The following is a 6266-nucleotide window of genomic DNA, read 5'->3' as shown; positions in this document are numbered from 1 at the left end:
CGCCATGCCACCGACCATCAGAACCACCAAACTGCCCTCCGGCGAAGCCGTTCAGGTGCTTGGCCAGGGCACATGGAAGATGGGCGAAGATTCCCGTCGCCGCGCCGATGAGGTGAATGCCCTCAAGCTCGGCCTCGACCTCGGCATCACGTTGATCGACACCGCCGAAATGTATGCCAGCGGCGGTGCCGAGGAGGTGGTGGCCGAAGCCATTGCCGGGCGCCGCGACGAGACCTTCCTGGTCTCGAAAGTGCTACCGTCGAACGCCTCGCGCGCGGGCGTGCAGCGGGCCTGCGAAAACAGCCTGAAACGCCTGCGCACCGACCGCATCGATCTCTATCTCTTGCATTGGCCCGGCAGCGTGCCATTGACGGAAACCGTCGCGGCCTTCGAGGCCCTGAAAAAGGCCGGCAAGATCCGCCACTGGGGCGTCAGCAATTTCGACACCGACGAGATGGAAGAGCTGATCGGCCTGCCCGATGGCGGCAATGTCCAGACCAACCAGGTGCTCTACAATTTGGTCCGGCGTGGCCTCGAATTCGATCTGGCGCCCTGGAGCCGGCAGCGCGGCATCCCCTTGATGGCCTATTCTCCGGTCGAGCAGGGTGCGTTGGCGCGCAATGCCAGGCTCGAAGCCATCGCCGGGCGCCACAATGCGACCCCAGCGCAAATCGCCCTGGCCTGGGTGATGCATCAGGAGGGCGTCATCGCCATCCCGAAGGCCAGCAGCGAGGAGCATGTCCGCCAGAATGTCGCTGCGCTCGACATCAAGCTTGCGCCGCAGGACATCGCCGATCTCGACCGCGCCTTCCCGCCACCAGCGCGCAAGCGCGGGTTGGAGATGATCTGACTACGTCCCCGCCAACCCCTTCAGCCGGTAGAGCGCTTCCAGCGCCTCGCGTGGCGTCATTTCGTCCGGGTTGATGTCGCCGAGTGCCGCCCCCAGCGCGTCGCTCTTGACCGGCTTCGGCGCTTCTCGCTTCACCGCCACCGAAAACAATGGAAGATCGTCGACCAGCCGGTTGGTCTTGCCCGAAACTTCGCCCTCTTCCAGTTGGTGCAGCACTTCCTTGGCCCGGTCGACCACCGCTTCCGGCAGGCCGGCCAGCCGCGCCACCTGCACGCCGTAGGAGCGGTCGGCGGCACCCTTGCCGACCTCGTGCAGGAAGACGACGTCGTTTTCCCATTCCTTGACCCGCATGGTGACGTTGGAGAGACGCGCCAGCTTGCCGGCCAGCGAGGTCATTTCGTGGAAATGGGTGGCGAAGATTGCCCGGCAGCGGTTCTTCTCATGCAGATATTCGACCGCCGCCCAGGCGATCGACAGGCCATCGAAAGTGGCGGTGCCGCGGCCGATCTCGTCGAGGATCACCAGTGCGCGCTCGCCGGCCTGGTTGAGGATCGCTGCCGTCTCGACCATCTCGACCATGAAGGTCGAGCGGCCGCGCGCCAGATCGTCCGAGGCGCCGACACGCGAGAACAGCCGGTCGACGACGCCGATATGGGCCGATGTCGCCGGCACGAACGAGCCGGTCTGGGCCAGGATGGCGATCAGCGCGTTTTGCCGCAGGAATGTCGATTTACCGCCCATGTTCGGGCCGGTCAAAAGCCAGATCGCGCCGTTCCGGGCAGCTCCCTCCGGCGACAGGTCGCAATCATTGGCGACGAACGGGCCTTCGCCGGAGCGGCGCAAGGCCTGTTCGACCACCGGATGCCGCCCGCCCGTAATCTCGAAGGCAAGGCTCGAATCCACCACCGGCCGGCACCAGGCTTCGCTTTCCGACAGAAGCGCGAGCGCCGCGGAGACATCGAGCACGGCCAGCGCATCGGCGCCGGCACGGATCTTCTCCGCTTCGCCGACCGCTTCCGTCGTCAGCGCCTCGAAGGCGGCCAGTTCGATGTTGAGCGCCCGGTCGGCGGCATTGGCGATCTTGGTCTCGAGCTCGGCAAGCTCGGTCGTGGTAAAGCGCATGGCGTTGGCCATGGTCTGGCGGTGGATGAAGCGCGCCTTGGCGCCATCGCTGCCGGTCATCACAGCATGGTGGTTGGCGGTCACCTCGATATAGTAGCCGAGCACATTGTTGTGCCGGATTTTCAGCGAGCGGATGCCGGTCTCGTCGATCAGCGAGCGTTCCAGCCCGGCGATCACCTTTCGCGATTCGTCGCGCAGCGCCCGCATCTCGTCGAGATCGGCATGGTAGCCGCCACGAACGAAGCCGCCGTCGCGCTTGAGCAGCGGCAGTTCGTCGCCAAGTGCCTGCATCAGATGCTGCGAAAGCGCTTGGGGCAGTGCATGGATGGCGGCCAATGCCGCCGCAAGTTCCGGGGGCAGGGCGGTCGCGGCAAAGATTTCGGCGATCGCGCCTGCCGCCTCGAAGCCGGCGCGCAGCGCGCCAAGGTCGCGCGGCCCACCCCGGTTGAGCGCCAGCCTGGACAGCGCGCGGGGCATGTCGGCAACGCTCTTCAGGCTCGACCGCACCGCCTGGCAAAGTCGCGTTTCGGAACGAAAGAACGACACTGAGTCCAGCCTGGCGCCGATCGCCGCCGGGTCGGTCAGCGGCGCCATCAGCCGGTCGGCGAGCAGCCTTGCGCCGCCGCCGGTCACCGTGCGGTCGATCGCCTTGAACAGCGAGCCTTCGCGGCTGCCCGACAGCGTGCGCAGCAGTTCCAGATTGCCGCGTGTCGCCGGATCGATGAACAGGGTCGAACCCTGCTCCTCGCGTTCGGGCCGCGACAGCGGCGGGCGCTCCGCTTTCTGCGTCTTCTCGACATAGGCAATGGCGCCCGAGATCGCCGACAGTTCGGCGCGCGAAAAGGCGCCAAAACTGTCCGGCGTCGCCACATCGAAGAAGCGGGCGATGCGCCCTGTCGCCGACGCCGAATCGAACAGTGACGGTGGTTGCGGGCTGGCGACGCGGCCGAGCACGTCGAACACCGGCTTCAGCTCCGGATCGTGGAACACTGGCTCGGCAACGATCAACTCACGCGGATCGACACGGAAGATGTCAGCCAAAAGCCGGTCGGCGGTGGTGTCGGTGACGCGGAAGGCGCCGGTCGAGATGTCGATCCAGGCCAGCGCAAAGGAGTGGTCCGCTCCGCCTTTCACCCGCCCCAGCGCCATCAGGAAGCTCGATTCCGACGGCGCCAGCAATTTGTCCTCGGTGATGGTGCCTGGTGTCACCAGCCGCACCACATCGCGGCGCACCACCGATTTGCCGCCGCGTTTCTTCGCCTCGGCCGGATCCTCGATCTGTTCGCAGACGGCAACGCGGAAACCCTGGCCGATCAGCTTCTGCAGATAGTCGTCAGCAGCATGCACCGGCACACCGCACATCGGAATGTCGAGCCCTTGATACTTGCCGCGCTTGGTCAAGACGATGCCCAGCGCCCGGCTTGCCTTCTCGGCATCGTCGAAGAACAGTTCGTAGAAATCGCCCATGCGATAGAACAGCAGCGAATCCGGGTTTGCCGCCTTGATCTCGATGAATTGCTCGATCATCGGCGTGGCGCCGGCGTGGGCGGTCGGCACCGGCGTCATCGCCTCGGGGGCGTCTGGCTCGTTCGGGCTGTGCATGTTCATGCGCCGCACGCTAGCAGATGTGATCGCGCGGTTTAATGCCGGGGCTTCGAAAAACAGGGGACGACCGGGACGGCAGGATGCCCGCAATCGCGCGTACCAACCGCGATTCCGCACGCTGGCAGTTTACACGCGGCGGCGCGTGGTCTTAATTCGGTCCGACACAAAGCACCCGCTTCAACGAGGTGCTGCACCGGTGAGGAAATCAAGTACATCATGGCCAGGAAAACCGAGAACAGCGGTCCGTCCGTCAGTGCGCAGGAAGCGCTCGAATTCCACGCCATGGGTCGGCCGGGCAAGCTGGAGGTCGTCGCCACCAAGCCGATGGCGACGCAGCGCGACCTCAGCCTCGCCTATTCGCCTGGTGTCGCGGTTCCGGTCCTGGCCATCGCCGAAGACCCCTCGCGCGCCTTCGACTACACGACGCGCGGCAATATGGTCGCAGTCATCTCCAACGGCACAGCCATTCTCGGTCTCGGCAATCTCGGCGCGCTGGCCTCCAAGCCGGTGATGGAGGGCAAGGCGGTGCTGTTCAAGCGCTTCGCCGATGTCGATTCCATCGACCTCGAGGTCGACACCGAGGACGCCGACGAGTTCATCAACTGCGTGCGTTTCCTCGGGCCCTCCTTCGGCGGCATCAATCTCGAGGACATCAAGGCGCCGGAATGCTTCATCATCGAGCAGCGGCTGCGCGAATTGATGGACATCCCGGTCTTCCATGACGACCAGCACGGCACCGCGATCATCTCCGCCGCCGGCCTGATCAACGCGCTGGAGATCACCGGCCGTGACATGAAGACCACGAAAATGGTCTGCAACGGCGCCGGCGCCGCCGGCATCGCCTGCATCGAGCTGATGAAGGCGATGGGCTTTTCGCCGGAAAACATCATCCTATGCGACACCAAGGGCGTGGTTTTCCAGGGCCGCACCGAAGGCATGAACCAGTGGAAGTCGGCGCATGCGGTGAAGACCGAGGCGCGCAGCCTCGCCGAGGCGCTCGACGGCGCCGACGTCTTCCTCGGCCTCTCCGCCAAGGGCGCGCTGACCACCGCCATGGTGCAGTCGATGGCCAAGAACCCGATCATCTTCGCCATGGCCAATCCCGATCCGGAAATCACGCCGGAGGAAGTGGCCGAGATCCGCACCGACGCCATCATGGCCACCGGCCGTTCGGACTATCCGAACCAGGTCAACAACGTGCTCGGCTTCCCCTATATCTTCCGCGGCGCGCTGGATGTCAGGGCAACCACCATCAATGACGACATGAAGATCGCCGCCGCCCAGGCGCTGGCGGCACTGGCGCGCCAGGACGTGCCCGACGACGTCGCCGCCGCCTATCAGGGTAATCGGCCGAAATTCGGCCCCAACTACATCATCCCGGTGCCGTTCGACCCGCGCCTGATCTCGGCCATTCCGATTGCGGTCGCCAAGGCGGCGATGGATTCAGGCGTCGCCCGCAAGCCGATCCTTGACCTCGACCGTTACGCGCAGGAACTGTCGGCCCGCCGCGACCCGATCGCCTCGACCCTGCAGCGCATCTACGACCGCGTGCGCCGCCAGCCCAAGCGCATCGTCTTCGCCGAGGGCGAGGAGGAACAGGTCATGCGCGCCGCCGTCTCCTATGTGAACCAGAAGCTCGGCACCGCCATCCTGCTCGGCCGCGACGACGTCATCAAGGAAAACGCCAAGCACGCCGGCATCGATCTCAACAAGCAAGGCATCGAGATCATCAATGCAAGGCTGTCGCGCCGCAACGGCATCTACACCGACTACCTCTACGAGCGCATGCAGCGCAAAGGCTTCCTGTTTCGCGACTGCCAGCGGCTGATCAACAACGATCGCAACCACTTTGCCGCCTGCATGGTGGCGCTGGGTGACGCCGACGGCATCGTCACCGGCGTCACCCGCAACTATTCGACCGCGCTCGACGACATCCGCCGCGTCATCGATGCCAAGCCCGGCCACCGCGTCATCGGCGTCTCGATCGTGCTGGCGCGGGGCAAGACCGTGCTGGTCGCCGACACCGCCGTGCACGATATGCCGAACGCCGAGCAGATCGCCGACATCGCCGAGGAGGCGGCAGGCTTTGCCCGCCGCATGGGTTATGAGCCGAGGCTCGCCATGCTCGCCTATTCCACCTTTGGCCATCCGCAGGGCGAACGCTCCGAGCGCGTCCAGGAAGCCGTGCGCATCCTCGACAAGCGCCGCGTCGATTTCGAATATGACGGCGAAATGGCCGCCGACGTCGCCCTCAACGCCCGCGCCATGGCGCAATATCCGTTCATCCGCCTGACCGGCCCGGCCAATGTGCTGATCATGCCGGCGTTCCACTCGGCCTCGATTTCGACCAAGATGTTGCAGGAACTCGGCGGCTCGACGGTGATCGGGCCGCTGCTGGTCGGCCTGAACAAGCCGGTTCAGATCGTGTCGCTGAATGCCAAGGACAGCGATATCGTCAACATGGCGGCGATCGCGGCGTACACGGCGGGGACTTGAGGGGCTGGCCTCAGCGGTGAGTCCGCGAGGCGTTCAGCCCGGCGCGAATACGCGCGCGGCCTCGACGACCTCGTCCACCTGATCCTGCCGCAGCAAGTCGATCGGGACGCGGCCGTCGAGCTGCGCCGAGGGCCGCGTCAGCCACAGCCATGCGAGCCTCGGATTGGTGATCAGGGATAGCACGTCGCGAATG

At 65.4% G+C, this 6266-nt stretch carries 4 protein-coding genes; 2 read left to right on the top strand and 2 right to left on the bottom strand.

The window, feature by feature from the left end; all coding sequences use genetic code 11:
• The first annotated feature begins 4 nt into the window (after positions 1–4).
• Positions 5–850: an aldo/keto reductase gene (locus EN879_RS20485; protein WP_063169905.1), complete on the top strand. Its 846-nt coding sequence runs from the start codon at positions 5–7 to the stop codon at positions 848–850.
• On the opposite strand, the gene mutS is transcribed toward EN879_RS20485, so the two are convergent.
• On the bottom strand, positions 851–3580 hold the full coding sequence (mutS, locus tag EN879_RS20480) for a DNA mismatch repair protein MutS (protein ID WP_063169906.1): 2730 nt from the start codon (positions 3578–3580) through the stop codon (positions 851–853). It abuts the gene before it with no gap.
• Positions 3581–3793: 213 nt separating this feature from the next.
• On the opposite strand from mutS, the gene EN879_RS20475 reads away from it, so the two are divergent.
• Complete coding sequence (locus EN879_RS20475; protein WP_024501796.1) at positions 3794–6073, top strand: NADP-dependent malic enzyme; 2280 nt, start codon at positions 3794–3796, stop codon at positions 6071–6073.
• Between the two features lie 33 nt (positions 6074–6106).
• On the opposite strand, the gene EN879_RS20470 is transcribed toward EN879_RS20475, so the two are convergent.
• On the bottom strand, positions 6107–6266 hold a 160-nt coding region (locus EN879_RS20470), incomplete at its 5' end, for an antitoxin Xre/MbcA/ParS toxin-binding domain-containing protein (protein WP_127274209.1).

Origin of the sequence: Mesorhizobium sp. M7A.F.Ca.AU.002.02.1.1 (assembly GCF_003998535.1) — a bacterium.
Lineage (GTDB): Bacteria > Pseudomonadota > Alphaproteobacteria > Rhizobiales > Rhizobiaceae > Mesorhizobium > Mesorhizobium ciceri.
The sequence above is the reverse complement of the archived record's forward strand: the minus strand, read 5'-3'. Positions and strand labels throughout refer to the sequence as shown.

What these genes read in the sequence shown, in the direction of transcription:
- EN879_RS20485 (WP_063169905.1), top strand. Translation starts at nt 5, where the DNA reads ATGCCACCGACCATCAGAACCACCAAACTGCCCTCCGGCGAAGCCGTT.
- mutS (WP_063169906.1), bottom strand. Translation starts at nt 3,580, where the DNA reads ATGAACATGCACAGCCCGAACGAGCCAGACGCCCCCGAGGCGATGACG.
- EN879_RS20475 (WP_024501796.1), top strand. Translation starts at nt 3,794, where the DNA reads ATGGCCAGGAAAACCGAGAACAGCGGTCCGTCCGTCAGTGCGCAGGAA.